Source organism: Cellulomonas sp. RIT-PI-Y (assembly GCF_025642745.1).
Taxonomy (GTDB): Bacteria; Actinomycetota; Actinomycetes; order Actinomycetales; family Cellulomonadaceae; genus Cellulomonas.
The window spans coordinates 16,101-41,513 of sequence record NZ_JANZKP010000011.1 but is presented as its reverse complement, the minus strand read 5'-3'; the positions used below and the strand labels follow the sequence as shown (position 1 = coordinate 41,513).

Annotated in this window: 21 protein-coding genes; 7 read left to right on the top strand and 14 right to left on the bottom strand. The window is 72.3% G+C overall.

The window, feature by feature from the left end; all coding sequences use genetic code 11:
• Position 1: 1 nt before the first annotated feature.
• From dnaG to OGL89_RS05695, 7 genes are all read right to left on the bottom strand, one after another.
• On the bottom strand, positions 2-2,044 hold the full coding sequence (dnaG, locus tag OGL89_RS05725; protein ID WP_263118939.1) for a DNA primase: 2,043 nt from the start codon (positions 2,042-2,044) through the stop codon (positions 2-4).
• Between the two features lie 53 nt (positions 2,045-2,097).
• Positions 2,098-3,120, bottom strand: coding sequence for an alcohol dehydrogenase AdhP (gene adhP, locus OGL89_RS05720; RefSeq protein ID WP_263118973.1), 1,023 nt, complete (start codon positions 3,118-3,120; stop codon positions 2,098-2,100).
• A 115-nt stretch (positions 3,121-3,235) separates the two neighbouring features.
• Entirely contained in the window at positions 3,236-4,513 is a 1,278-nt protein-coding gene (locus OGL89_RS05715; RefSeq protein ID WP_263118938.1) for a deoxyguanosinetriphosphate triphosphohydrolase, read from the bottom strand.
• A 29-nt stretch (positions 4,514-4,542) separates the two neighbouring features.
• Positions 4,543-6,354: a glycoside hydrolase family 13 protein gene (locus tag OGL89_RS05710; RefSeq protein ID WP_263118937.1), complete on the bottom strand. Its 1,812-nt coding sequence runs from the start codon at positions 6,352-6,354 to the stop codon at positions 4,543-4,545.
• A 3-nt stretch (positions 6,355-6,357) separates the two neighbouring features.
• Complete coding sequence (locus OGL89_RS05705) at positions 6,358-7,239, bottom strand: ABC transporter permease subunit (RefSeq protein ID WP_263118936.1); 882 nt, start codon at positions 7,237-7,239, stop codon at positions 6,358-6,360.
• Positions 7,239-8,837: an ABC transporter permease subunit gene (locus OGL89_RS05700; protein ID WP_263118935.1), complete on the bottom strand. Its 1,599-nt coding sequence runs from the start codon at positions 8,835-8,837 to the stop codon at positions 7,239-7,241. Before OGL89_RS05700 ends, OGL89_RS05705 begins: the two co-directional genes overlap by 1 nt.
• Before the next feature lie 86 nt (positions 8,838-8,923).
• Positions 8,924-10,150, bottom strand: coding sequence for an extracellular solute-binding protein (locus OGL89_RS05695; protein ID WP_263118934.1), 1,227 nt, complete (start codon positions 10,148-10,150; stop codon positions 8,924-8,926).
• A 228-nt stretch (positions 10,151-10,378) separates the two neighbouring features.
• Here OGL89_RS05695 and OGL89_RS05690 point away from each other — a divergent pair, with 228 nt between their 5' ends.
• Positions 10,379-11,389 carry a LacI family DNA-binding transcriptional regulator gene (locus OGL89_RS05690; protein ID WP_263118933.1) on the top strand — a complete coding sequence of 337 codons (1,011 nt, stop codon included), beginning with the start codon at positions 10,379-10,381 and terminating at the stop codon, positions 11,387-11,389.
• Positions 11,390-11,410: 21 nt separating this feature from the next.
• Positions 11,411-13,156: a glycoside hydrolase family 13 protein gene (locus tag OGL89_RS05685; RefSeq protein WP_263118932.1), complete on the top strand. Its 1,746-nt coding sequence runs from the start codon at positions 11,411-11,413 to the stop codon at positions 13,154-13,156.
• Positions 13,157-13,261: 105 nt separating this feature from the next.
• On the opposite strand, the gene dusB is transcribed toward OGL89_RS05685, so the two are convergent.
• Positions 13,262-14,428 (bottom strand): tRNA dihydrouridine synthase DusB, encoded by a 1,167-nt coding sequence (gene dusB / locus OGL89_RS05680; RefSeq protein ID WP_263118931.1) that lies wholly within the window; start codon positions 14,426-14,428, stop codon positions 13,262-13,264.
• A 76-nt stretch (positions 14,429-14,504) separates the two neighbouring features.
• On the opposite strand from dusB, the gene OGL89_RS05675 reads away from it, so the two are divergent.
• Complete coding sequence (locus tag OGL89_RS05675) at positions 14,505-15,806, top strand: YibE/F family protein (RefSeq protein ID WP_263118930.1); 1,302 nt, start codon at positions 14,505-14,507, stop codon at positions 15,804-15,806.
• Here OGL89_RS05675 and OGL89_RS05670 read toward each other — a convergent pair.
• Positions 15,776-16,942 (bottom strand): YibE/F family protein, encoded by a 1,167-nt coding sequence (locus OGL89_RS05670; protein ID WP_263118929.1) that lies wholly within the window; start codon positions 16,940-16,942, stop codon positions 15,776-15,778. The genes OGL89_RS05675 and OGL89_RS05670 overlap by 31 nt on opposite strands.
• Before the next feature lie 59 nt (positions 16,943-17,001).
• On the bottom strand, positions 17,002-18,387 hold the full coding sequence (locus tag OGL89_RS05665; RefSeq protein ID WP_263118928.1) for a glycine--tRNA ligase: 1,386 nt from the start codon (positions 18,385-18,387) through the stop codon (positions 17,002-17,004).
• 127 nt (positions 18,388-18,514) lie between these two features.
• Here OGL89_RS05665 and OGL89_RS05660 point away from each other — a divergent pair, with 127 nt between their 5' ends.
• The 4 genes from OGL89_RS05660 to OGL89_RS05645 are packed head-to-tail and all read left to right on the top strand — an operon-like array spanning position 18,515 to position 21,785.
• Positions 18,515-19,456 (top strand): metal ABC transporter substrate-binding protein, encoded by a 942-nt coding sequence (locus OGL89_RS05660; protein WP_263118927.1) that lies wholly within the window; start codon positions 18,515-18,517, stop codon positions 19,454-19,456.
• Complete coding sequence (locus tag OGL89_RS05655) at positions 19,453-20,250, top strand: ATP-binding cassette domain-containing protein (protein WP_263118926.1); 798 nt, start codon at positions 19,453-19,455, stop codon at positions 20,248-20,250. The genes OGL89_RS05660 and OGL89_RS05655 overlap by 4 nt, the downstream gene beginning before the upstream one ends.
• Positions 20,251-20,273: 23 nt before the next feature.
• On the top strand, positions 20,274-21,170 hold the full coding sequence (locus OGL89_RS05650; RefSeq protein ID WP_263118972.1) for a metal ABC transporter permease: 897 nt from the start codon (positions 20,274-20,276) through the stop codon (positions 21,168-21,170).
• A gap of 51 nt (positions 21,171-21,221) precedes the next feature.
• Positions 21,222-21,785, top strand: coding sequence for a hypothetical protein (locus OGL89_RS05645; protein WP_263118925.1), 564 nt, complete (start codon positions 21,222-21,224; stop codon positions 21,783-21,785).
• Here OGL89_RS05645 and OGL89_RS05640 read toward each other — a convergent pair.
• From OGL89_RS05640 to OGL89_RS05625, 4 genes are all read right to left on the bottom strand, one after another.
• On the bottom strand, positions 21,752-21,889 hold the full coding sequence (locus OGL89_RS05640; RefSeq protein ID WP_346770681.1) for a VOC family protein: 138 nt from the start codon (positions 21,887-21,889) through the stop codon (positions 21,752-21,754). The genes OGL89_RS05645 and OGL89_RS05640 overlap by 34 nt on opposite strands.
• A 66-nt stretch (positions 21,890-21,955) precedes the next feature.
• Positions 21,956-22,738 carry an isoprenyl transferase gene (locus OGL89_RS05635; RefSeq protein WP_263118923.1) on the bottom strand — a complete coding sequence of 261 codons (783 nt, stop codon included), beginning with the start codon at positions 22,736-22,738 and terminating at the stop codon, positions 21,956-21,958.
• Entirely contained in the window at positions 22,738-23,469 is a 732-nt protein-coding gene (gene recO / locus OGL89_RS05630) for a DNA repair protein RecO (protein WP_263118922.1), read from the bottom strand. The genes OGL89_RS05635 and recO overlap by 1 nt, the downstream gene beginning before the upstream one ends.
• Before the next feature lie 317 nt (positions 23,470-23,786).
• A complete protein-coding gene (locus OGL89_RS05625; protein WP_263118921.1) occupies positions 23,787-25,355 on the bottom strand; it encodes a GGDEF domain-containing protein in 1,569 nt (522 codons plus the stop codon).
• Positions 25,356-25,413: the final 58 nt, after the last annotated feature.

The following is a 25,413-nucleotide window of genomic DNA, read 5'->3' as shown; positions in this document are numbered from 1 at the left end:
GTCAGGCGCTCTCGCGCAGGCTGCGCCGCTGGTCCTCGGCGGCCAGCAGCTGCTGGAACAGCTCCCGCTGTGCCGCCGGCTCCGCCGCCGCGTCCATCCGCTGCAACCGGCCCCGCAGATCCGCGATGTGCCGGGTCAGCGCCAGCTCCACCAGCGCCATCACCAGGCCCCGGGCGTAGCCGGGCAGCCTGTCCGGCCGGTCCTCCGGGATCGGCTCCACCGCGAGCCGGGTGATCAGCGAGTGCACCGGCCCGGCGGCCTGCTCCCGCACCGCCTCGACCCACGCGGCCGCCCCGTGCGCGCCCGCGAGCGCCTTGGCCTGGGTCGCGCCGCCCGCGGCGCGCACCGCGGTGTGCACGGCACGGTAGGCCGGGGCGCCGAAGGTGTCCGGCTCCAGCTGGTCGAACTCGATCGGCACCAGGTCGGGCAGCTGCAGCACGACCTCCAGCGCACGCCGCTCGGTGGTCGCCACCGGATCGCGCGGATCGGGCAGCGGCATCTGCAGGACGGGCACGGGGTCACCCGACGCGTGGCCCGCGCCCCCGGCACCCCGGTCGTCGCCCGGTCCCGAGCGCCCCGCACCCGGACGCCCGTCCGTCCCGCCGTATCCGCCACGGCCGTCGCCGGGCCGCCCGTCGCGGTACCCGCCCGGCCCGGACGACCCACCCTGAGCCGGCCGCGCCGACCCCGCGGCACCGGAGCCCGCGCCCGTCCGCGCCGCCGACGCGGCCGCACGCACCGCCTGCTGCACGGTCCGCAAGTCCATCCCGAGCCAGCCGGCGAGCTCCCGGGTGTAGCCCTCGCGCAGGTCCGGCCGCGGGATCCCGGCCACGGTGGGCGCGGCCTCGCGTAGCGCACCGGCCCGGCCCTCGACGGTGCTCAGGTCGTAGTCGGCGAGCTGGCGGCGCAGCACGAACCGGAACAGCGGCGGCGGGGAGTCGACCAGGGCCCGCACCGCGTCCGGGCCCTTGCGCTGCCGCAGGTCGCAGGGGTCCATGCCGTCGTCCGCGACCGCGACGTAGGCGGGCACGCCGAGCACGCCCTGCTGCTCGTGCGCCTTCATCGCGGCCTTCTGCCCGGCCTCGTCGCCGTCGAAGGTGAAGACCACAGCGCCCTTGTCGCCGACGTCGCCCATCAGCCGACGCACGATCCGGGCGTGCTCCGGTCCGAAGGCGGTGCCACAGGTGGCGATGGCGGTGCCCACGCCGGACAGGTGCATGGCCATCACGTCGGTGTAGCCCTCGACCACCACGACCTTCTTGGTCCGCGCGATCTCCCGCTTGGCCAGGTCGATGCCGTAGAGCACGTGCGACTTCTTGTAGAGCGCGGTCTCCGGGGTGTTCAGGTACTTGGGGCCCTGGTCGTCGTCGTAGAGCCGCCGGGCGCCGAAGCCCACGGTGTCGCCGGTGACCTCGCGGATCGGCCAGACCAGCCGGCCGCGGAACCGGTCGTAGATGCCGCGGTTGCCCTGGCTCATCAGGCCGCTGGCGACCAGTTCCTTCTCGGTGAAGCCCCGGCCGCGCAGGTGCCGGAGCAGCTGGTCCCAGCTCTGCGGCGCGTAGCCGATGCCGAACTGGTCGGCGGCGGCGCGGTCGAAACCGCGTCCGGCCAGGAAGTCGCGGGCCGCGGCGGCGCCGGGGGTGAGCAGCTGCTCGGTGAAGAACTCACCGGCCACCCGGTGCGCCTCCAGCAGCCGCTGCCGGGTGCCGGGCTCCATCCCGGGCCGGGGACCACCGCCCTCCTCGTAGCGCAGCTGGATCCCGACCCGTCCGGCCAGGTACTCGACGGCCTCGCTGAACGGCAGCCCATCGACCTTCTGCACGAAGTCGATGACGTCGCCGCCCTCGCCGCAGCCGAAGCAGTGGTAGAGCCCGACCTGGGGGCGGACGTGGAACGACGGGGTGCGCTCGTCGTGGAAGGGGCACAGGCCCTTCATCGAACCGACGCCGGCGGTCTTCAGTGCGACCTGTTCGCCGACGATGTCCTCGATCCGGGCACGCTCGCGGACCGCCTCCACGTCCTCCCGCCGGATCCGTCCCGCCACCCGTCGATCCTAGGTCCTCGGCCTCGGCCCCGACGACGGTCCGGCGAGCGCGGTCAGGACTCCAGGTCCAGCACGATCCGCCCGTCGATCGCGCCCTGCTCCATCTCCCCGAAGATCGCGTTGATGTCCGCTATCGGACGCACGCTGTAGGTCGGGTGGATCTTCCCCCGCGCGAAGAAGTCGACCGCCTCGGCCATGTCCTTGCGGGTGCCGACGATCGAGCCCCGGACGGTCAGCCCCCGGAGCACGGTGGTGAAGATGTCCAGCGGGAACTGCTCCGGCGGCAGCCCGACCAGCGCGACCGTGCCTCCCCGGCGCAACGCCCCGACGGCCTGCGGGAAGGCGTGCGCGTTCACCGCGGTGACCAGCGCGCCGTGCACCCCGCCGCCGGTCAGCCGCTGCAGCTCGGCCGCCGGGTCGTCCGAGGTCCGGGCGTTCACGGTGAGCTCGGCGCCGTGCGTGCGGGCCAGGGCGAGCTTGTCGTCGTCGACGTCCACCGCCGCGACGCGGCGGCCCATCGCGACCGCGTACTGCACCGCGATGTGGCCGAGCCCGCCGATGCCGGAGATCAGCACCCACTGGCCGGGCTGGGTGTCGGTCCGCTTGAGCCCCTTGTAGACCGTGACCCCGGCGCACAGGATCGGCGCCACCGCGGCCAGGTCCACCCCGTCCGGGATCACCGGCGCGTAGCGGGCGTCCACCAGCATGTACTGGCCGAAGGAGCCGTCCACCGCGTAGCCGCCGTTCTGCTGCTGCGGGCAGAGCGTCTCCCAGCCGGTCTCGCAGTACTCGCACTCGCCGCAGGCGCTCCACAGCCACGCGTTGCCGACCAGGTCACCGACGGCGACCCGGGTGACGTGCTCGCCGATCGCGACCACCTCGCCCACCCCCTCGTGGCCGGGGACGAACGGCGGGGCGGGCTTGACCGGCCAGTCGCCGTGCGCGGCGTGCAGGTCGGTGTGGCAGACGCCGGTGTACCGGACCTTGACCAGGGCCTCGTCCGGCCCGGGGGCCGGGACGGCGATCTCGTCGACGGTGAGCGGCTTCCCGAACTCGTGGACGACAGCGGCCTTCATCGTGCTCATGGTGATCCTCCGACGGCTCTGGCGGACGCGCGGATGTGCGCCCCTCCAGTGCACCGCGGATGGCGGGGCCACGCAGCGGCTGGGACCAGAACTAGGTGGTGAGCACTCAGTAGCGCGGCGGCGGCGCGAGCCGGGCGTGCCAGGCCGCGGCGGAGACGTCGGTGAGCGAGGCGACCTGATCGATGACCACCCGCAGGCGTGCCCCGTCGTCGTCGGCCGCCCGCCAGTCGGCGGCGAACGGGGGTTCCAGGCTGACCGGTGCCCGGTCGGCCAGCACCTGCACCAGGTCGGCCAGGATCTCCCGCTGCCGCTGGTAGAGCGGCTCCAGCTCCCGGGGGGCCATCACGTAGGCCACCGCCAGGCCCTTGAGGACCAGGATCTCCGCGGTGGTGGCGGTGGGCACGATCAGGTCCGCCGCGTACCGGGTGAGCGGCCCGGGACCGTAGACCTCCCGGGTGGCGAGCTGCGCGGCCCGGGCGAACCGGCCGATCAGCTGGCTGGTGGTGTTCTTCAGCGCGGCCAGCGCCGCCCGCGACCCGTCGAATCCGGTCTGCCAGAGCCGGGCGTGCACCAGGCGGTCCATCGCCGCTTCCAGCCCGGCGGCGTCGATCGCGTCGCCGTACCAGGTCTGGATCGCCTCGACGACCCGGCCGCGCTCCTCCGGCTGGGCGAGCACCCCCAGGTCGAACCGGCCACCGACCACCGCGTCCTCGACGTCGTGCACCGAGTAGGAGATGTCGTCCGCGAGGTCCATCACCTGCGCTTCCAGGCACTTGCGCCCGACCGGGGCGTCGCCGCGCAGCCAGTCGAACACGGGCTGGTCGTCGGCGTAGACCCCGAACTTGTGGGTCGGCCGGCCGCTGGACGGGCTGATCGGGCCGTCGCCGGTCGCCCACGGGTACTTCACCGAGGCGTCCAGGCTGGCCCGGGTCAGATTCAGCCCTGCGCTGCGGCCGTCGTCGGTGATCACCTTGGGCTCGAGCCGGGTGAGCAGCCGCAGGGTCTGGGCGTTGCCCTCGAACCCGCCGATGTGCCGGGACAGGTGGGCCAGCGCGCGCTCGCCGTTGTGCCCGAACGGCGGGTGGCCGAGGTCGTGGGCGAGGCAGGCGGTGTCCACCACGTCGGGGTCGCAGCCGAGGATCTTGCCGATCTCCCGGCCGACCTGCGCGACCTCCAGGGTGTGGGTCAGCCGGGTCCGGATGAAGTCGTCCGAGCTCGGGCCGAGCACCTGGGTCTTGGCCCCGAGCCGCCGGAGCGCCGAGGAGTGCACCAGGCGCCCCCGGTCCCGCTCGAACGGACTGCGAGCGCGCGACTTCGGCGCCTCCGGCACCCACCGTTCCCGATCGGCCTCGGCGTACCCGTCGGGGAGATCGCTGCTGCTCACGCGCTCAGCCTAATCGCCCGCGCCCCGCCTCAGCGCAGGCGCCAGACCCCGAAGCCGGGACCGGTGCCCGGGACCGCGAGCGCCCCGGCTGCGGTCACCGTCAGGTCGGCTCCCCCGTACAGCGTCTCGGGCGAGCCCAGGGACGCGGGCAGCTCGCCACCGGCCCACGGCGCCCGCGCGGCCACGATCAGCAGGCGCTCGTCCCGGGTCTCCCGCAGGAAGGCCAGCGCGTCGTCCTCGACCAGCACCCAGCGCAGGCCTCCCTCGCGCAGGGCCCGGTGCTCGGAGCGCAGCGCGATCAGAGCCCGGTAGACCGCGAAGGTGCCGGCGTCCCAGTCCGGACCGCCACCGGCCTCGATCTGCGTCCACGGCATGGTGACCCGGCCGTGCTCTCCGTTGCTGCCGACCGCGCCGCCCTCGTCCCCGGCGAACAGGACCGGAGTGCCGGGGTAGGTGAACAGCAGCCCGGCGGCGACCTCGACCCGGCTGTCGTCGCCGAGCAGGGTGCGGATCCGCGGGGTGTCGTGCGAGCCGAGCAGGTTCCACTGCCGGGTGGTGACCGACCAGGGCACGGCCGCCCCGAAGTCCCGCATCGCGGCGACCACCTCGGCGCCCCGGCGGTGCGGGATCGGCACCGGGAGCTCGGAGTACCGGATGCCGGGCACGTCGCCGGCCAGCCAGCTCCACACCGGGCGGGTGAACGCCGAGTAGTTCATCGTGCCGTGCCAGCCACCGGCGACCAGGTCGGCTCCGGCGTCGTGGAAGTGCTCGGCGATCAGCACCCCGTCCGGCCGCACCGACTCGATGGTGGCGCGCACCCGGCGGGAGACCTCGTGGGTGAGGTCGTCGGCGCCCTGCCGGCCGGTCATGTTGGCCACGTCGATCCGCCAGCCGTCCAGCCCGAACGGCCGGTCCAGGTAGCGGGCGACCACCGAGTCCATCCGGGCGGTCAGCGCCGGCGCGTTGTGGTTCAGCTTGGGCAGCGAGGCGTGGCCGAGCCAGCCGACGTACCCGGGCTCGGTGTCGGTCCAGTAGTAGAAGGAGTTCTCCTCCGATCCGGGGTCCTGCGCGCGGTGGAACCAGTCGTGCGACACCCCGGTGTGATTGGTGGTGAGGTCCCCGACGATCCGCATGCCGCGGGCGTGCACGGCCTCCGCCAGCGACGCCAGCGCGTCGTCCCCGCCGAGCAGCGGGTCGATCGCGTCGAAGGTGGCGGCGTCGTAGCGGTGGTTGGACCGGCCCGGGAACGACGGGGTGAGGTAGAGCGTGCTGACGCCCAGCCGCTGCAGGTGGTCCAGGTGCTCCTCGATGCCCGCCAGGTCGCCGCCGTAGAACTGGGTGCCGGTGCCCGGTCCGCCGCCGATCGGCTCGTCGCCCCACTGCGCGGGCAGCGCCCAGTCCGGCAGCTCGCGGTCGTCGGCGGCGGCGGAACGGGCGAACCGGTCCGGGAACACCTGGTAGACCACCGCGTCCCGTGCCCACACCGGTCCCGGCTCCGTGGTGGTGAGCCGGAAGTCGCTGGCGTCGGGCACGTCCCGGGCGATCAGTCCCTCGCCGTTCAGCCAGGCCTGGCCGCCGTCGTACTGCGGTCCGACCAGCAGGAAGCGGTACTGCGTGACGGGGTTGGTCACCCGGACGTCGGCGGTGAACCAGTGCTCGTCGGGGGTCGAGTCGGCGAGCGCGGCGGGGTACACCCGCGGCTCGCCGTCCTCGACCACCCGGAGCCAGACCGCCTCGGGTGCCGGGCCGGGGACGCGCAGCCGGACCGGCACCACCTCCCCCAGCCGCGGTGTCCCGGACGGGACGTAGAGCTCGGACCCGTCATGGTGCGGTTGGAGCAAGGATCAACCCTTCACGGAACCGGCGGTCAGACCGCCGACGATGTACTTCTGCAGGAACAGGAACAGGGCGAGCACCGGGACCGCGGCGATCACCGCACCGGCGGCGAACACGCCCCAGTTGGCGGCCAGCTGGTCGGAGACCAGCGAGTACAGGCCGACCGCCACGGTCCAGGAGGACTCGGCGGGCAGCACGATCCGGGCGACGATGAACTCGCCGAAGGTGCTGATGAACGCCAGTAGCGTGACCACGGCCAGGATCGGCGCGACCAGGCGCAGGATGATCGTCCAGTAGATCTGCGCGTGGGTGGCGCCGTCGATCTTCGCGGCCTCGTCCAGCTCGCGCGGGATGGTGTTGAAGAAGCCGTACATCAGGAAGGTGTTCGACCCGAGCGCGCCGCCCAGGTACACCGCGATCAGGCCGAGCTTGCCGTTCAGGCCGAGCGCCGGGAACACCTCGCCCAGGCCGAGCAGCAGCAGGAAGATCGCCACGAACGCCAGCATCTGCGGGAACATCTGGATGATCAGCAGCCCGGTCAGCGACGACCGGCGGCCCCGGAACCGGAACCGGCTGAACGCGTAGGCCGCGGCGGCGCCGAGCAGCATGGCGCCCACCGAGGAGGCGACCGAGATGATCAGCGAGTTGCCCAGCCAGGTCCAGAACTTGGTGGTGTCGAACAGCGTGCTGAAGTTCGACCCGGTCACGTCGGTGAACAGGCTGTTCGACCCGGTCAGCGTGCCGCCGGAGGACAGCGAGGCGGACACCAGGTAGATCAGCGGAAACGCGGCGTAGATCACGAAGATCACGCCGATCAGGTGCCGCCAGCCCAGTTCGCGCACCCAGCGGCCGGCGGACAGCCGGCTGTGGTCAGGAGTCGTCGCAGACATCAGTTGAGCTCCTCCAGCTGACGGGTCTTGCGGAAGGCCAGGGCCGAGATCCCGCCGACGATCACGAAGATCATGATCGACAGCGCGCTCGCCAGGCCGTAGTTCTTCTGGCTGTTCCCGTCCACCCCGGCGATGTTGTAGACCATCGAGATCAGGATGTCGGTGTGGCCGAGCGGCACGGAGGCGTCGGAGAACCGTGGCCCGCCGCCGGTCAGCATGTAGATCAGCGTGAAGTTGTTGAAGTTGAAGGCGAAGCTGCTGATCAGCAGCGGGGTGGTCGAGACCAGCAGCAGCGGCATGGTCACCGACCGGAACGCCCGCCACGGGCTCGCGCCGTCGATCTTGGCCGCCTCCATCACGTCACCGGGCAGCGACTGCAGCGCACCGGTGCAGATCAGGAACATGTACGGGAAGCCGAGCCAGAGGTTGACGCCCAGCACCGCGAGTTTGGCCAGCACCGGATCGGTCAGCCAGCCGATGTTGGCCCCGCCGAGGATCACCTCGTTGATGAAGCCGAACTTGCGGTTCAGCATGCCGGCCCAGAGCAGCGCGCCCAGGAAGCCGGGGATGGCGTACGGCAGGATCAGCAGCGTGCGGTAGACCTTCCGGCCGCGCAGGCGCACGTCGTTGAACACCACGGCCAGGAACAGGCCGAGCAGGAACGTGGTCGCCACCGAGCCGATCGCGAAGGCGAAAGTCCAGACCAGGATCTTCCAGAACGGTGCGGCGTACCGGCTGTCGGTGAAGGCGGTGGTGAAGTTCTCCCCGCCGACGAACACCCGCCAGCCGACCGCCAGCGTGCTGCCGTCCTCGGCCTCGAACTGCCCGTGGTCGTTCGGGGAGTAGACGGTGCCGGTGGTGGAGTCGGTCAGGGTGTCGGCGTCGGCGTCGTAGTGCAGCGTCGACTCGGACACGTATCCGGTGCGGGCGTCCTGGGTGCGGATCGATCCGTCGTTCGGGTCGTCGGAGATCGGCACCCGGAGGCTGGTGACCTCGTCCTGGCGCTCCAGCACGGTGGTGCGGTCCAGCACGTCGAAGCCGGGGACCGCGGTGACCTGGCCGGCGTCGACGGTCGCGTCGACCTCCTCCAGGGGCTGCTCGGCGGTGCCGACGCGGACGTCGCCGTCGGCGTCCAGCACCGCGAAGCCGAGCTCGTCGCCGGAGCCGACCACGGTCAGCTGGTAGGACTCGGTGCCCTCGACCCGGCGCTCGTTCTGCACCAGCAGCGCCTCGACGGCCTGGGACTTGGTGGAGTTGTGGCCGTCACCGTAGTTCGTGAACGCGACGTAGCCGGTGTAGGCCATCACGTAGACCTGGTAGACCAGCAGGAAGACCAGGCCGGGCAGCACGTACTTCAGCGGCAGCGCCTTCTTGGCGAAGTACACCCAGTTGGTGACCGCCAGCAGCACCACCATCGAGGTGAGGATGCCCCAGGCCTCCTGGTTCCAGGCGGCGAGGATGCCGTAGATCCCGAAGGCGTCGATCAGCGCGACCAGCACCAGCTTCACCAGGAAGCCGGGGCGGAAGTCGCGGGCGTGCGAGAGGTCGCGGCCGCGGCGCTTCCGGGGCGCGACCGCGGTGGACTCAGGGGTGGGCATCGGTGCCTCCGGGGCGGTTCACGAGCTGGTGGGAACGTGCGTGGCCGGTGCGGGGATCGTTCCCCGCACCGGCCACGTCAGGCGGTTCAGCCGCCGATGGCACCCTGGATGTCGGTGACCATCTTCTGCCAGGCGGCGGTCGGGTCCTGCGCGCCGGTGATGGCCGCGGCCTCGGTCACGCCCCAGTAGGTCCACACGGAGGCCATCTCCGGGATGGACGGCATCGGCACGGCGTTGGCGCCGACCTCACGGAAGCCGGCGGTGACCGGGTCGGCGGAGGCAGTGTCGGCGGCCGCGGTCAGCGCCGGGACACGGTGGCCGGCCTCGTACAGCGCGAGCTGCGCGTCCTCGGTCGACATGTAGTTCAGCAGGAAGTCGTTCGCCAGCAGCGCGTTCTGGCTCTGCGCGGAGACGTAGAAGCCCTGCACGCCCGCGAACGGCTGCGCGTCCTGGCCACCCGCGGACGGGATGGCGGAGACGGCCAGGTCCAGGCCCTCGAAGGAGTCGAGCATCCACGGACCGCCGATGATGAACGGCGACTGACCGTTCTTGAACGCCTCGAGCGCGATGTCGTAGGTGATCGCGGTGTCCAGGGTGCCCGCGGCCCCCTGCTCGGCCAGCCATCCGGCGAAGGCCTCGCCGTTCGCGCCGCCCAGGGCCAGCGTCGAGTTGTAGGAGCCGTCGTCGTTCTGCTCGAACACCGGGGCGCCGAAGGAGGTCTGCAGCGGGTAGTAGGTGTAGGGGTCGCCCTCCTCGCCGGTCTGGATCAGCACCGGGTACTGGGTGCCCGCGGCCTGGCCGGCGGCGATCATGTCGTCCCAGGTGGTCGGCGCGTCCGCGGCGAGCGCGGTGTTGCGGATCAGGCCGATGTTCTCCACCGCGTAGGGCAGGCCGTAGACCTGGCCGTCCTGGGTGAAGGCCTGGACCGAGACGTCCTCGAACTCGTCGGCCAGGTCGCCGAGCTCGATCGGGGCGACGACGCCGTTCTTGGTCAGCTCGCCGAGCCAGTCGTGGGCGCCGACGGTGATGTCCGGGCCCTTGCCGGTCGGCACCTGGGAGATGAAGTCGGTCCGGATGTCGTCGTAGTTCTTCAGCACCGTCTCGACCTTGGTGCCGGTCTCGGCGGTAAAGTCCTCCGCAGCGGCCTCCACGGCGTCCTGGCGGGTCTCGTCGACCCAGATGGTGAGCGTCGAGCCGTCGCCGGCGGCGGCGGTCGAGGAGTCGTCCGACGAGGTGTCGTCGCCGGACGAGCAGGCGGTGAGGGTGAGCGCCAGGCCAGCCATGACGGCCACGGCGGAGATGCTCCGTCGCATCGTGAGTCTCCCAAGTGTTGACGGGGGTCCAGCGCTCGGCGGGACCGCCCCGCGCTGGCTCGGTGTACCGGACCGTAACGTCGTTGCAGCAACTCTTGCAAGCCGTTACGGTAACTTTCAGGCATCGGTTGCAACGCCTTGCAAGAACCGCCCGCAACCGAGTGACACACTCCGATGGACCACGGACGATGACGACGAGGAGGTCCGGTGTCTTCTACGCTCCCCGGCGTGCGTACCCGGCTGACCGACCTCGCCGAACAGGCAGGCGTCTCCACTGCGACCGTGTCCCGTGTGCTGAACGGGAAGCCCGGCGTGTCCGTGACCGCCCGGCAGGCGGTGATCACGGCGATGGACCTGCTCGGCTACGAGCGGCCGGACAAGCTGCGACCCCGCTCGACCGGGCTGGTGGGCCTGGTGGTGCCCGAGCTGTCCAACCCGGTCTTCCCCGCCTTCGCCCAGGTGATCGAGTCGGTGCTGACCCAGCGCGGGTTCACCCCCCTGCTGTGCGCCCAGCAGCCCGGTGGCACCACCGAGGACCAGTACGTCGAGATCCTGCTGGAGCACGACGTCGCCGGGATCATCTTCCTGTCCGGCCTGCACGCCGACACCCACCAGCCGATCGACCGCTACCTGGCCCTGCGCGGCCGGGGGCTGCCGATCGTCCTGGTCAACGGCTCGGCCCCCGGCATCGACGCCCCCACCGTGGCGGCGGACGACTCGGTGGCGATCGACCAGGCCATGCGGCACCTGCTGTCCCTCGGCCACCGGCGGATCGGCCTGGCGATCGGCCCGGAGCGGTTCGTCCCCGCCCGGCGCAAGCGGCAGGCCTTCGCCGACGCGCTGCGCGAACGGCTCGACCTCACCGACGACAGCGAGCACGTGGTCTCCACGCTGTTCACCGTCGAGGGCGGCGCCACCGCCGCGCACGAGCTGCTGGACAGCGGGCACACCGCGATCATCTGCGGTTCCGACCTGATGGCCCTCGGCGTGATCCGCACCGCCCGCCAACGCGGGCTGCGGGTGCCGGAGGACCTGTCGGTGGTCGGCTTCGACGACTCGGTGCTGATCGGCTTCACCGATCCGCCGCTGACCACCGTGCGCCAGCCGGTGCAGGCCATGGGCCGCGCCGCGGTCGCCGCGCTGATGAGCGAGATCGCCGGAACGCCGACCTCGCGCAACGAACTCCTGTTCCACCCCGAGCTGATCGTCCGTGGGTCGACCAGCTCCGCTCCCCTCTGAGATCCGGAAGGCACTTCCCCTGTGACCACGCTCGACTCCCGCACGCTCGCTGTGCACGCCCCCGGCCCCGACCACGGCGAGTGGTGGCGCGACGCGGTGATCTACCAGGTCTATCCGCGCTCCTTCGCCGACGCGAACGGCGACGGCATCGGTGACCTGCCCGGCATCACCGGCCGCCTGGACCACCTGGCCGCCCTGGGCGTGGACGCGGTGTGGCTGTCCCCGTTCTACCGCTCCCCGCAGGCCGACGCCGGTTACGACGTCTCCGACTACCGCGACGTCGACCCGCTGTTCGGGACCCTGGCCGACTTCGACGCCCTGCTGACCCGGGCGCACGACCTGGGCCTGAAGGTCGTGGTCGACATGGTGCCGAACCACAGCTCGGACGAGCACGTGTGGTTCCAGGAGGCGCTGAGGACCGAGCCGGGCTCCCCGGAGCGCGCGCGCTACCTGTTCCGGGAGGGCAAGGGTGCCGACGGCGAGCTGCCCCCGAACAACTGGCAGTCGATCTTCGGCGGCCCCGCCTGGACCCGGCTCTCCGAGGAGCGGCACGGCACCGCCGACCGCCAGTGGTACCTGCACATGTTCGACTCGAAGCAGCCGGACCTGGACTGGACCAACCCGGAGGTGCGCGCCGAGTTCGAGTCGGTGCTGCGGTTCTGGCTGGACCGGGGTGTCGACGGCTTCCGGATCGACGTCGCGCACGGCATGGTCAAGGCCGACGGCCTGCCGGACTGGGACGGGCACGTCTCGATGATCGACGGGACTGACGACGCGGCGGACGGGGACCCCGAGTCGGTATCCGGCGGCGGCGGCAACCAGGGGCCGATGTTCGACCAGGACGGCGTGCACGAGATCTACCGCGCCTGGCGCAGGATCCTGGACGAGTACGACGGGGACCGGATGCTGGTCGCCGAGGCCTGGGTCGACCCGCTGTCCCGCCTGGCCCGCTACGTGCGCCCGGACGAGATGCACCAGGCGTTCAACTTCGCCTTCCTGGCCACCGGCTGGAACGCCCCGGCGCTTCGCGAGATCATCGCCGCGTCGTACCAGGTCAACGACTCGGTCGGCGCCCCGACCACCTGGGTGCTGTCCAACCACGACGTGGTCCGGCACCCGTCCCGTCTCGGCCTGCCCACGCCGGGCGACCGCCCGAACGGCATCGGCCGCACCGACCCGCAGCCGGACGAGGAGCTCGGCCTGCGCCGTGGCCGCGCCGCCAGCCTGCTGCTGCTCGGCCTGCCGGGCTCGGCCTACCTCTACCAGGGCGAGGAGCTCGGCCTGCCGGAGCACACCTCGCTGGACGACGAGCTGCGCGAGGACCCGGCGTTCTTCCGGACCAACGGTGCCGAGCGGGGCCGTGACGGGTGCCGGGTGCCGCTGCCCTGGGAGGCCGACGCCCCGGCGATGGGCTACTCCCCCACCGGGCTGACCTGGCTGCCCCAGCCGGAGGAGTGGAAGGCCTACGCCGCCGATGTCCAGACCGGTCAGGACGGCTCCACCCTGGAGCTGTACCGCGAGACCCTCCGCCTGCGCCGCGAGCTGGGCCTCGGCCTGGGCGGCATGGTCTGGGCCGAGGAGTACGCCGGCACCGACCAGGTGATCGCCTTCCGCAACCGCGACGTCCTGGTAGTGGCCAACCTGGGCTCGACCCCGGTGCCGCTGCCCACCGGCGCGCAGGTGCTGCTGTCCTCCGGCCTGACCGGCGACGCCGACCCCGGCGACGAGCTGCCCGGCGACACCACCGTGTGGCTGCGCCTCGGGTGACGCCGTAGCCCTCGCCCTCGCGTCGAGTTCGTGACTCCGGTGCCGACATCGGTCGCCGGGGTCACGAACTCGGTGCGGAGGTACCGATCTCGGCCCGACGGGGACTCAGCCGCCGGAGATCGACAGCTCGGCCTCGTGCAGGTGGCGCCGGAAGTCCTCGGACAGCTCGCGCGAGTCCAGCCACCCCTCCGGCAGGATCGGGCGCTTGGGCGATCCGGCCCGGCCACGCTGGCCCTCGGCCGCCTCACCCGGGTACGGCTGGTCCAGGTCCAGGGCCCCGAGTCGCTCGTCCAGCTCGATCATCGAGGACACCATCGCCAGCCCCTGGCGCTGGGTGCCGCCGACCGGGTAGCCCTTGAAGTACCAGGCCATGTGCTTGCGCAGCTCGCGCATCGCCTTCAGCTCCTCGCCGAAGTGCTCGATCATCAGCTCGGCGTGCCGCCGGATCGTGACCGCGACCTCCCGCAGCCCGGGGGTGATCCGCTCGTCCGAGCCGTTGAACGCGGCCTGCAGGTCGGCGAACAGCCACGGGCGTCCCTGGCAGCCACGGCCCACGACCACGCCGTCGCACCCGGTCTGCCGGACCATCTCCAGCGCGTCCTCGGCGGACCAGATGTCGCCGTTGCCGAGCACCGGGATGTCGGTCACGGCCTCCTTGAGCCGGGCGATCGCCTCCCAGTCGGCCTGGCCGGAGTAGTGCTGCGCCGCGGTGCGGCCGTGCAGGGCCACCGCGGCCACTCCGAGGTCCTGGGCGACCAGGCCGGCCTCCAGGTAGGTCAGGTGGTCGTCGTCGATGCCCGTGCGCATCTTCATCGTGACCGGCACGCCGTAGGGCTCGGCGGCCGCGACCGCGGCGGTGAGGATGCCGCGGAACAGCTCGCTCTTCCACGGCAGCACCGCGCCGCCGCCGCGCCGGGTGACCTTGGGCGCCGGGCAGCCGAAGTTCAGGTCGATGTGGTCCGCCCGGTCCTCCGAGGCGATCAGATGCACCGCGGCGCCGACGGTCGCCGGGTCCACGCCATAGACCTGCACCGACCGGGGGCGCTCGCTCGGGTCGTGCTCGATGATCCGCATCGACTCCGGGGTGCGCTCGACCAGCGCCCGGCTGGTGACCATCTCGGCCACGTACAGCCCGGAGCCCGCCTCGCGGCACAGCCGCCGGAAGGCGGCGTTCGTCACCCCGGCCATCGGGGCCAGCTCCACCGGGGTGTCGATGGTCAGCGGGCCGATCCGGAGCGGGGGCAGCACGGGGGTGGTGGTCGGGGCGGTCACCACCTCATTGTCCCCCGGCCGCCGACCCGGCGCGTCATCGGAATCTTCGGTGATCCGAAACGGCAGAATCGGCCGGGTGCATCCCGCCCGACGCGCCCGCCTGATCGTCGCCGCCGTCCTGGTCCCCCTGGTGCTCGCCGCGGGGATCGGCATCGCCCTGACCTGGCCGGACGGCAGCACCCCGAGCAGCGCCCAGGTGCTGACCGACGTGGACGTCGACTACCCCTCCGCCGTGGTCACCGCCACCGAGGAACGCCGCTGCGACGGCATCGAGGAGGACCGGCTCGCCGACGGCACCATCCCGGACACCGTGCCCTGCCTGCGCCTGACCGCCGAGGTCACCAGTGGCACCGAGCAGGGCCGGGAGATCCAGCTCTGGGCGCCGTCCGCGGTCACCGACGGTGAGGTCTCGCCCGGGACGAGGATCGTGGTGCAGCACTACCCCGGCACGGACGGCGGCACCGAGGTCTGGGCCTGGCACGACTACCAGCGCACCCTGCCGCTGGTCGCGATCGCCCTGGCCTTCGCGCTGGCGGTGGTGCTGGTCGCGGGGGCCCGCGGCGCCCGCGCCCTGGTCGGACTGGCGCTCGCCTTCGTCACCATCGGCGGCTACGTGCTGCCCGCGCTGCTGTCCGACCGACCCGCCCTGGTCGTCGCGCTGTGCGCCGCCACGGTGATCATGACCGTGGTGCTCTACCTCGCGCACGGGGTGTCGTTGCGCACCTCGACGGCCCTGCTCGGCACCCTGGCCGGCCTGCTGCTCACCGCGGGGCTCGGGGTGATCGCGGTGCGGTGGGCCCGGCTGAACGTCGCCAGCACCGAGGACAGCTACCGGCTGGCCCAGCTGCTCGGCGACTCGGGGGCCACCTCGCTGCGCGGGATCTTCCTGTGCGGGCTGGTGCTGGCCGGGCTCGGCGTGCTGAACGACGTCACGATCACCCAGGCCTCCGCGGTGTGGGAGCTGCGGACGGCCTCCCCCGGAGCGAGTCGCCGCGAGCTGTTCCGGGGCGGGATGCGGATCGGCCGGGACCACATCGCCTCCACCGTCTACACCATCGCCTTCGCCTACTCGGGGGCGGCACTGCCGATCCTGATGCTGTTGCAGCTCTACGGCCTGCCGCTGTGGAGCACGCTGACCGGCGGGGAGTTCGCGGAGGAGATCGTGCGGACCTGCGTGTCGTCGATCGGACTCGTGCTGGCCGTGCCGCTGACCACGGCTGTCGCGGCGGTGGTCGCGGCGGTGCCGGGGGCGGCCAGCGGGCGGCACCGGGTGGTCGAGCACGCGCACGCCCACGGCGGTCCGGCACCGCGGGCCGAACAGGACGGCGGTCCGGCACCGCAGGCCGATCAGGACGGCGTGCCGGCCTCGGAGGACTGAGCGGCGACCGGGCCGGGCACCAGCGCGGCGGCCACCGCGGTCGTCAACGGGATCGCCAGCACCAGGCCGATCGACCCGACCAGGGTGCGGACCACCTCCTCGGCGATCTCCCCGCTGGTCAGGGTGTCCAGCAGCGTCCGGTCGGACATGGCCACCAGCATGATCAGCGGCAGGGCCGCGCCGAGGTAGGCGAAGGCCACGGTGTAGACCGTCGAGGCGATGTGGTCCCGGCCGACCCGCATCCCGCCGCGGAACAGCGCCCACCGCCCGGCGGTCGGTGACAGCGCGCGCATCTCCCAGACCGCCGAGGCCTGGGTGATGGTGACGTCGTTCAGCACGCCCAGACCGGCCAGCACGATGCCGCACAGCAGGACGCCGCGCAGGCTGGCGTCCGGGGCGAGCTGGCGCAGATCGAGGGCGTTCTCCCCGCTGAGCCCGGTCAGGTGGGTGGCACCGGTGGCCCAGGCGGCGAGCAGCCCGGTGGCCAGCAGCCCGCCGAGGGTGCCGAGCAGCGCGGTCGAGGTGCGGAGCGAGATGCCGTGCGCCAGGTAGAGCAGGACGAACATCAGCGCCGCCGACGTCACCAGGGCCACCGCCAGGGCGGGACGTCCCTCGGCCAGGGCCGGGACGGTGAACCAGAGCACGCCGACCACCGACACCCCGAGCCCGAGCAGGGCGCCCAGGCCACGCAGCCGGGCCACCGCCAGCACCAGGAGCCCGAGCACCAGCGCCATCAGGAGCATCGGCGGCCCGCGCACCAGGTCGACGAAGATCGCGGTCGCGGTGCCGCCGGTCATCGACGGGTCGAGCACCAGGACCCGGATCACGTCGCCGTCGTGCAGGACGTCCAGGTACTCCGCGCCGATCTGCACCGTCACCGGCTCGCCGGCGGCGTCCTCCGCCGTGATCACCGAGTCGGCGCTGTCCGGGTCGACGGCGGTCACGGTCATCCGCTGGTAGGTCGCGCCGTCGGGGGCGGTCTGCAGCACGGGCAGGTCGCCCCGGGGCCAGAGCGCGACCAGGCCGACCGCCGTCACGACCAGCGCCGCGAGCAGCAGGCCGTAGACCACGACGCGGGCCCGCCGTCCGACCGGGACCGGGGGCAGGTCGGCGGCCCCGTGCGAGTGCCCGTGCACCGACGGTCCGGCCCCCGGGGATTCCTCCCGGGGGCCGGACCGCCAGAAACGTGCCAGGGTCAGGCGCCGATCAGCCGGGCCGCCAGGTAGGAGACCACCTGGTCCAGCGGGACGCGCTCCTGCGTCATGTCGTCACGGTGCCGGATGGTGACGGCCCGATCCTCCAGGCTGTCGAAGTCCACCGTGATGCAGAACGGGGTGCCGATCTCGTCCTGACGGCGGTACCGGCGACCGATCGCCCCGGCGTCGTCGAAGTCGACGTTCCAGTTCTTGCGCAGCTCGGCCGCCAGCTCACGGGCGACCGGGGACAGCTGCTCGTTGCGGGACAGCGGGAGCACCGCGGCCTTGACCGGGGCCAGGCGCGGGTCGAGCCGGAGCACGACGCGCTTGTCGACGCCGCCCTTCGAGTTCGGCGCCTCGTCCTCGTGGTAGGCCTCGATCAGGAAGGCCATCAGCGATCGGGTCAGGCCGGCGGCCGGCTCGATCACGTAGGGCACCCAGCGCTCGTTCTTGCCCTGGTCGAAGTAGGACAGGTCCTGCCCGGAGTGCTTGCTGTGCGTGGACAGGTCGAAGTCGGTGCGGTTCGCGATGCCCTCGAGCTCCCCCCACTCCGAGCCCGAGAAGCCGAACCGGTACTCGATGTCGACGGTCCGCTTGGAGTAGTGCGACAGCTTCTCCGAGGGGTGCTCGTAGTGCCGCAGGTTCTCCCGGGACAACCCCAGGTCGACGTACCAGTCGGTGCGCGCGTCGATCCAGTACTGGTGCCACGTCTCGTCCGTGCCCGGCTCGACGAAGAACTCCATCTCCATCTGCTCGAACTCGCGGGTCCGGAAGATGAAGTTGCCCGGCGTGATCTCGTTGCGGAAGGACTTGCCGATCTGGCCGATGCCGAACGGCGGCTTCTTGCGCGCGGTGGTCAGCACGTTGCCGAAGTTCACGAAGATGCCCTGGGCGGTCTCCGGACGCAGGTAGTGCAGGCCGGACTCGTCCTCCACCGGGCCCAGGTGGGTCTTGAGCATCATGTTGAAGTCACGCGGCTCGGTCCACTGACCACGGGTGCCGCAGTTCGGGCAGGCGATCTCCGCCAGGCCGCCCTCAGGGGCACGCCCCTTCTTCTCCTCGAACTCCTCGATCATCTGGTCCTCGCGGAACCGCTTGTGGCAGGACAGGCACTCGGTCAGCGGGTCGGTGAACACCCCGACGTGACCGGAGGCCACCCACACCTGGCGGGGCAGGATGACCGCGGAGTCCAGACCGACGACGTCGTCGCGGCTCTGCACCACGGTCCGCCACCACTGGCGCTTGATGTTCTCCTTGAGCTCGACACCCAGAGGCCCGTAGTCCCAGGCCGAGCGGGATCCGCCGTAGATCTCCCCGCTCTGGAACACGAAACCTCGGCGCTTGGCGAGGGAGACGACGGAATCGAGACGGGACGGTGCTGCCACAGTGACTGCTCTCCTGGAGTGCCGAGGGCCCCGCGTCTGGCTGGCGCGGGGAAGATCCCGCCCAGGCTACCCGGGAGCGACGGACCGCGTTTTGACATCGATTCTCATCTAGTTGAGAATCGATGTCATGAGAACCCCCCGTCGCGCCCTGCTGCTCACCGCGGGCCTCGCCGTCACCGGTCTGGCCCTCTCCGCCTGCTCCTCCTCGGGTGACAGCGGCGGCACGGACGGCACCGGCGACGGCATCTCGGTCCTCGCCTCGTTCTACCCGCTGCAGTACATCGCGCAGCAGATCGGCGGGGACCACGTCAGCGTGTCCTCGCTGACCCCGCCCGGGGCCGAGCCGCACGACCTGGAGCTGTCGCCGTCGCAGGTGAACGAGCTCGGCCGCGCGGACCTGGTGGTCTACCTCTCCGACTTCCAGGCGTCCGTGGACGAGGCGGTGGACGCCAACCCGCCGTCGCACGTGGTGGACGCCGCCGACGACGTGACGCTGCACGCCGCCGAGCACTCCGAGGACGAGGAGGAGGGCGAGGACGACCACGAGCACGGCAGCAACGACCCGCACTTCTGGCTGAACCCGACCCTGCTCCCGAAGGTCGCCGACGACGTCGCCGCGGCCCTGGGCGAGATCGACCCGGACCACGCCGACGAGTTCACCGCGAACGCCGCCGCCTTCGCCACCTCGATGGACGAGCTGGACCAGCGCTACACCGACGGCCTCGCGACCTGCCAGGAGCGGACCATCGTCACCACCCATGAGGCCTTCGGCTACCTGGCCGAGCAGTACGACCTGACCCAGGTCGGCATCTCCGGCGTCGACCCGGAGGCCGAGCCCTCCCCGGCCCGGCTGCGCGAGATCTCCTCGCTGGTGCAGGACCAGGGCGTGACCACGATCTTCTTCGAGACCCTGGCCAGCCCGAAGGTCGCCGAGACCCTCGCCGACGAGCTGGGCGTGCAGACCGCGGTGCTGGACCCGATCGAGGGTCTCACCGACGACACGCAGGACTACGTCTCGATCGCGGATGCCAACCTCGAGGCGCTGCGCACGGCATTGTCGTGCTCGTGAACGATGACTCAGCGGACGCGGTGCGCGCACCCGCCGTGCGCGCACACGGCGTCGACGTCCAGCTCGGCGGCCAGCAGATCCTGTTCGGCGTCGACCTGACCGTCGGCGCCGGGGAGGTCGTGGCCCTGCTCGGCGCCAACGGCTCCGGCAAGTCGACCCTGGTCCGCACCGTGCTGGGGATCACCCCGCACACCGCGGGCCGGATCGACCTGCTCGGCGAGCCGCTCGGCCCCGCGGTCCCCTGGGCGCGGGTCGGCTACGTCCCGCAGCGGCTGCCCGCCGGCGGCGGCATCCCGGCCACCGCGGTCGAGGTGGTCGTCTCCGGTCTGGTGCACGGTCGTCGCCTGCGTCCCCCGCGTGGTGCACACCGCCGGGCGATGGCGGCACTGGAACAGGTCGGCATGACCGCCCTGGCCAAGCGCTCCGTCCTGGAGATGTCCGGCGGCCAGCAGCAGCGGGTGCTGATCGCCCGGGCACTGATCCGCGACCCCGAGCTGCTGGTCCTGGACGAGCCGACCTCCGGCATCGACCTGCCCACCCAGGAGACCTTCGTCGAGACGGTCCGGCGCCTGCACGGCGGCGGCAGCTCGGTGCTGGTGATCCTGCACGAGATCGGGTCCTTCTCCACCCTGATCGACCGCGCCGTCGTCCTGCGGCACGGCCGGGTGGTGCACGACGGTCCGCCGCCCACCCCGCGCGGCGAGCACGCCGAGCCCGGGCACGACCACACCCACCCGCACGCGGACGTCCCGCCGGAGTCCGGCACCGGCCTGTCGATGGAGGTCCTGCCGTGAGCTGGATCAGCACCCTGGGCGACATGCTCAGCTCCCCGCTCATGCAGCGCGCCCTGATCGCCGCCGTCCTGGTCGGCGCCGCCGCACCCGTGGTCGGCACCTTCCTGGTCCAGCGTCGGCTGGCCCTGATGGGCGACGGGATCGGCCACGTGGCCCTGACCGGTGTCGCGATGGGCTGGCTGGTCGGCACCTGGGCCAGCCTGTCCCCCGCCGACACCCTGGCGATCCCCGGGGCCGTGGTCGCCGCGGTGATCGGCTCGGTCATCATCGAATGGGTCCGCGCCCGCGGCCGCACCTCCGGTGACCTGGCGCTGGCCCTGCTGTTCTACGGCGGCATCGCCGGTGGTGTGCTCCTGATCAAGGTCGCCGGCGGCACCAACGCGAACCTGATGTCCTACCTGTTCGGCTCGATCGCCACCGTGACCGGCCAGGACCTGTGGTGGACCGTCGGCCTGGCGGTCGGCGTCCTGCTGATCGGCCTCGGCCTGCGGCACGTGCTGTTCGCGGTCAGCCACGACGAGGAGTTCGCCCGCGGATCCGGCCTGCCGGTGACCTTCCTCAACATGGTGGTGGCCGTGATGTCCGCGCTGACCGTCACGGTCGCCATGCGGGTGGTCGGGCTGTTGCTGGTGTCCGCGCTGATGATCGTGCCGGTGGCGGTCGCCCAGCTGTTCGCCGGGTCGTTCAGCCGCACCATGGGCATCGCCAGCGGGATCGGCGTCGCCGTCAGCGTGGTCGGCCTCTCGATCACCTACTGGGAGGACTACCCGCCCGGCGCGACCATCGTGCTGCTGGCGATCGCGCTCTACGCCGGCACCGCCGTGCTGCGCCCGCTGTTCGGCCGCCACCGCAGGGCGTCGCTGGCCCGGGACCCGCACCCGGAGCTGCCGGACGACGTGGACCTCGCGCGGACGCCCTGAACCGGCCGTCCTGCGGTCAGGTCAGCCTGTCCTCACTCGTAGACTGACGCCATGACCGATGCAGCGGCCGTGTACGGGATGGCCGGATGGCCGTTCTGGGCGGTGATCGGCGCGCTCTTCGTGATCGTGATGGGCCGGTCGCACCTGTTCTACTGGCTGGGCCGCGGTGTGTTCACCGGCGCCGGACGGCTCGCGGACCGGGTCGACCAGCCCACCGCCGAGGGCCGCCTGCACGTCCTGCGCGGCCACGCCCAGCGCCTGACGACCACGCCGACCGCCCGGCGCGGACTCGCACTGGTGCACCGCTGGGGACCGCTGGCCGTGACCTTCGCCTACGTCACGGTCGGGGTGCAGACCGCGGTGTTCGTGGGATCGGGCCTGCTGCGGATGCCCTACCCCCGGTTCCTGCTCGCGTCCATCCCGGGGTCGATCGCCTGGGCGTTCATCTGGGGCACGGTCGGACTCGGCGCGGTGTGGGCGGCCGCGCAGCTGGCCCTCGCGTCACCGTGGGCGCTCGCCGGGGTGCTCGCGCTCCTGGCCGGGGTGGTCGCACTGGTCGTCCTCCGCCGGCGCCGCCGGGTTCAGGAGCCCTCCAGCTCCGCGACGCAGACCTGATTGCCCTCCGGGTCGGCCAGCACCGTCCACGCGAAGTCGGTGCCGAACTGGCTCAGGTCCCGCTCGGCCACCAGGGTCGCACCGCCGGCGAGCATCGACTCCACCACGGGCCGCCGGTCGGGCACCGCGACGGCGACGTGCAGCCGGTCCTCACCCGATGTCGGATCGAGTCAGCCCGCGGCCTCCGGCGTGTCCACCGCCCCGCCGTACCGCCGGTCGCGCCGCGCATAGGTCTCCGCCGCCGCCCACAGCGCACGTCGGTCGACCTCGGGCCAGGGCTCGGGGGTGAACACCATCTCGGCGTAGGCCGCCTGCCAGATCAGGAAGTTGGAGGTCCGCTGCTCGCCGCCGGTGCGCCAGAGCATGTCCACGTCCGGCATGTCCGGCTCGTCGAGGTAACGGGCGACGGTCTTCTCCGAGATCCGGTCCGCCTTGAGCCGGCCCGCGGCCACGTCCTGGGCGATCGCCCGCGCGGCATCGGCGATCTCGGCCCGGCCGCCGTAGTTCACGCACATGGTGAGGGTGCAGGTGGTGTTGTCCGCGGTCATCCGCTCGGCGTCCTCGAGCTCGTTGATCACCGAGCGCCAGAGCCGAGGCCGACGACCGGCCCAGCGGACCCGGACGCCCCAGGAGTGCATGACGTCCCGGCGGCGGCGGATCACGTCCCGGTTGAAGCCCATCAGGAACTTCACCTCCTCCGGCGAGCGCGACCAGTTCTCGGTCGAGAACGCGTAGGCGGAGATGTGCGTGATGCCGAGATCGATCGCCCCGGCCACCACGTCCAGCAGTGCGGCCTCGCCCGCCTTGTGCCCCTCGGTGCGGGGCAGTCCCCGGGCGTTGGCCCAGCGACCGTTGCCGTCCATCACGATCGCGACGTGCTTCGGGACCAGCGCGGACGGGAGGGCGGGCGGCCGGGCACCGCTGGGGTGCGGCGGCGGGGACTGCGGGCTCATCAGATCCTCTCGACCAGGGGCAGGGAACGCAGCTGGCGCTCCAGGTGGAACTGGGAGTATGCGGCGACCAGACCGTTGCCCTCCCGGCGGTGCCGCTCGGCGGAGGCGTCGGCCACCGACCAGTCGCCGGTCATCAGCGCGGCCAGCAGGGCGAAGGTCTCCGGCGCGGGGGCCGGAGAACCCGGCGGCCGACAGGTGGTGCAGACCGCGCCCCCCACGGCCACCGCGAAGGCGTGGTGCGGGCCGGGGCGACCGCAGCGCGCACAGTCGGTGAAGCTCGGCGCCCACCCGGCGATGGCCAGCGCGCGCAACAGGTAGGAGTCGAGCACCAGACCCGGGGCGTGCTCCCGGGTCGCGAGCGAACGCACCGCGCCGACCAGCAGCCAGTACTGCTGCAGCGACGGCTCGTGCTCCGCCTCCACCAGCCGTTCGGCGGTCTCCAGCATCACGGTGCCGACCGTGTACAGCGCGTAGTCCTCGCTGACCGGCCGGCCGTAGGGTCCGAGCGTCTCCACCTGGGTGACCACGTCCAGGTTGCGACCGGTGCTCAACTGCAAGTCGACGTGCATGAACGGCTCCAGTCGGGAACCGATCCGCGAGGTGGTACGCCGGACCCCCTTGGCGACGGCGCGGACCTTGCCGTTGCCCCGGGTCAGCAGGGTGACGATCCGGTCCGCCTCACCCAGCTTGTGGGTGCGCAGCACGATCGCCTCATCGCGGTAGAGACTCACCGCAGCATTGTCCGCCATCGCGCCCACATCCGGTCGATCCGGTGCGCCGGGTCGGCCGGATGCGCCCCGAACGTTCACACCTGGGGTCGGGTGACGGAGGGGATGGCCGCGGGTGGTCCGGTGCGGTGCTCGGGTGCGCGACGCACCGTCCTCCTCACCGTTCCAGGCGGTCTCCAGCGAGTCGGTGATCTCCGGATCAGCCCCGCCCGCGACGAACGACCCGGTATCGGGCGGTGTTCGCACAGGTCAGCACCCGTGAATCGACCGTAGACCCGCCAACCCACCTGCCCCGGACGGAGCCGACGGCGTCCCGGGACCTACACGCTCAGCCCCGCCACGGTCACCCGGTCCCGGCCCAGCCGCTTGGCGGTGAGCACGGCGGTGCTCGCCTCGGCCAGCACGACCGCGGGTTCGGCGGCCACCGCGACGCCGACCGAGATCGTGACCCGCAGACCGGGGGCGAGGGCGGACCAGTCGTGTTCGCGGACCAGCCGGACCAGGTCGGCGGCGCGGCGGTCCAGCTCGGTGACGTCGGCGTCCCGGCCGGGCAGCATCACCACGAACTCGTCGCCGCCGTAGCGGGCGACCAGCTCCCCCGGACCGGCGACCGACTCGATCAGACGGCCCAGCTCGATCAGCGCGACGTCGCCGGTGACATGCGAGAACTGCTCGTTGACCAGCTTGAAGTCGTCAACGTCGACGAAGATCGCACTGACGGTGCCGGAGCTGTCCAGCCGGTGCTGGAGCGCCCGCCGATTGCCCACCCCGGTCAGCGGGTCGACCCGGGTCAGCCGGGTGGCTCGATCGCGTTCGGCCAGCAGTTCGTGCAGCCGGATCCGGGTGCGCACCGCCTCGAACCGGTCGGCCTGCTGCGCCGCCCACCGGGAGACGGCACGACGGAACATGTTGCGGGCGTGGCCGAGCGCGGGGTGCGGGCCGAAGCGCTCGGTCGCGATCTGGACCAGGGCCTCGTCGGCGACCACCGTCCAGAGGTCCTGTCCGTGATCGACCGCGACCTCCCGCAGGTCCTCGAGCTCCTCGGTGGCCTCGGCGAACCGGCCGGCCGTACAGGCGAGCATGCCGGAGACGAAGCTGGCGACCTGCCACTCGACGGTGCCGCGGCGCGGCCAGGAGCGGCGTCGCAACGCGTCGATCACCAGGGTCGCACCCTGGATGTCCCGGAGCAGGTACGCGGCCAGCGCCTCGTAGGCGAGCGCGTAGCCGCGCAGTTCCGGGTCGTCGTCCGCCACGCGGCGCAGCAGCAGGGACCGGGACGCCAGGCGGTGCTGGATCTCGCCGGCCCGCGGGTCGTCGATCAGCGCCAGGTGCAGCGCCCACTCGGCGAGGGCGCGCGCCCCGTCCAGGACGACCATCGGGACGATCTCGGGCTCCACCACCCGCCACAGCCCGGACAGCAGCCGGTCGGCCTGGTCGTAGAGCTCGACCGTGCGCAGGGCGTTGGCCAGCATCACGGTGGCCGAGACCTGGTTGTAGACGGTGCCGTCCGCGGCGTCGGTGAGCACCCACACCTCGGCGAGCACCTCGATCACCTCGTGCTCGGCTCCGGTGCCGCGCAGGGCGATCGCCCGGGCGCCGAGCGCCTTGGCACGCCAGTACGGACGGTCGTCGTCCCGGGTCGCGGCCACCAGCTCGTCGATGGCGGTCAGCGCGTCCCACGGCCGGTGCTGCGCGATCAGGGCGCGGCCGAGCACGAACTGGGCGTAGCGCCAGGTGTCCTCGTCCCCGGCGGACGAGGCGACCAGCGCCACCCGCCGGGAGAGCTGTTCGGCCAGATCCGCGCGGCCGTGCTGCAACGCGGAGAACCCGGCTCCGGCGAGCGGGTGCAACGGGCCGAACTCGGACACCACGGCAAGCTCTGCGCTCATGGCCCCCTCCCTCGTCGACCGGCCGATGTGCTGTGAGCATCGGCCACCCGGGGCGACC